Source organism: Desulfonispora thiosulfatigenes DSM 11270 (assembly GCF_900176035.1).
In the GTDB taxonomy this organism is placed as follows: Bacteria; Bacillota; Peptococcia; order Peptococcales; family Desulfonisporaceae; genus Desulfonispora; species Desulfonispora thiosulfatigenes.
Window position 1 is genome coordinate 1 of the sequence record NZ_FWWT01000031.1, and the last position, 1,458, is coordinate 1,458.

Annotated in this window: 2 protein-coding genes; both read left to right on the forward strand. The window is 28.2% G+C overall.

Translation table 11 applies throughout. From position 1 onward, the window contains the following. Positions 1-98: 98 nt before the first annotated feature. Positions 99-569, forward strand: coding sequence for an RpnC/YadD family protein (locus B8965_RS12215; protein WP_341451850.1), 471 nt, complete (start codon positions 99-101; stop codon positions 567-569). Between the two features lie 30 nt (positions 570-599). Further along, on the forward strand, positions 600-1,458 hold an 859-nt coding region (locus tag B8965_RS12220), incomplete at its 3' end, for an Rpn family recombination-promoting nuclease/putative transposase (RefSeq protein WP_084054466.1).

Sequence of the window (1,458 nt, forward strand, 5' to 3'; positions counted from 1 at the left end):
GAACTTAAAACAGATTTACGAGAAATGATTCCAGGATTTCATGACCTACAGAATATTTTAAAGAAAGAGTACCTGTCTTTAAACATGAACTTATTAATATAAAAGAATACGAAGAAAATGATTTTGAAAAATACACAAAATTAACGGCAATGATGCTAAAGGCATTTAAATATGCCTTTGAAGAAAACCTTGAAGTAGTATTAAGGGTATTTTTATTAGCTATAAAAGAAGCAGAAAAAGAAGAATCATTAGATACATTAATTTACTACGGAGAAATATATTTAAAATACATCGAGCTTACAAATAGCCAACTAAAAGAAGAAGACATACGAGAAGAAATAAGAAAATTAGACGGAAAGGGGGATGTTACCATGGGTATATTAGAACAAATAGAAGAAAGAGGAATTAAAAAAGGCATACAAAAAGGCATACAAAAGGGAATTAAAGAAGGAAAAATAAAAACAGCTAAAAATTCGTTAAAACTCGGCATTCCTTTAGAACAAGTGGCCCAAATATCTGAACTAACCCTAGAAGAGGTTAAGAAAATTAAGCGAGAACTTGAAAAATAAGACTTTGTTAATAAGATTAGGAGCATTACAGTGAACAATACAGAAAATCATCTAAAAACAAATAAACATGACTTAACATTTAAAGAAGTGTTTAGTCAAAAACGAATAGCAGAAGACTTTCTTAAGAATAATATACCAAAGGAAGCATTAGATATTATAAATCTAGAAAGTTTAGAATTACAGAAGGCATCATCTACAAATAAGGAATTGAAAGAGATCTTTTTCGACTTAATTTATAAAGTGCAAATAAATAACCAGGAGGGCTATATTAGCTTTCTTTTAGAACATAAATCATATAAAGACAAATTAACCATATTCCAAGTGCATAAATATATTTTAGAATTCTGGACGAACATGGTTAAAAAAGAAGGTAAAAAGGAATTACCCATAATTATTCCAATAGTAATATATCATGGACAAGAAAAATGGAACTTAAAAACAGATTTACGAGAAATGATTCCAGGATTTCATGACCTACCAGAATATTTTAAAGAAAGAGTACCTGTCTTTAAACATGAACTTATTAATATAAAAGAATATGAAGAAAATGATTTTGAAAAATACACAAAATTAACGGCAATGATGCTAAAGGCATTTAAATATGCCTTTGAAGAAAACCTTGAAGTAGTATTAAGGGTATTTTTATTAGCTATAAAAGAAGCAGAAAAAGAAGAATCATTAGATACATTAATTTACTACGGAGAAATATATTTAAAATACATCGAACTTACAAATAGCCAACTAAAAGAAGAAGACATACGAGAAGAAATAAGAAAATTAGACGGAAAGGGGGATGTTACCATGGGTATATTAGAACAAATAGAAGAAAGAGGAATTAAAAAGGCATACAAAAAGGCATACAAAAGGGAATTAAAGAAGGAAAATAAAA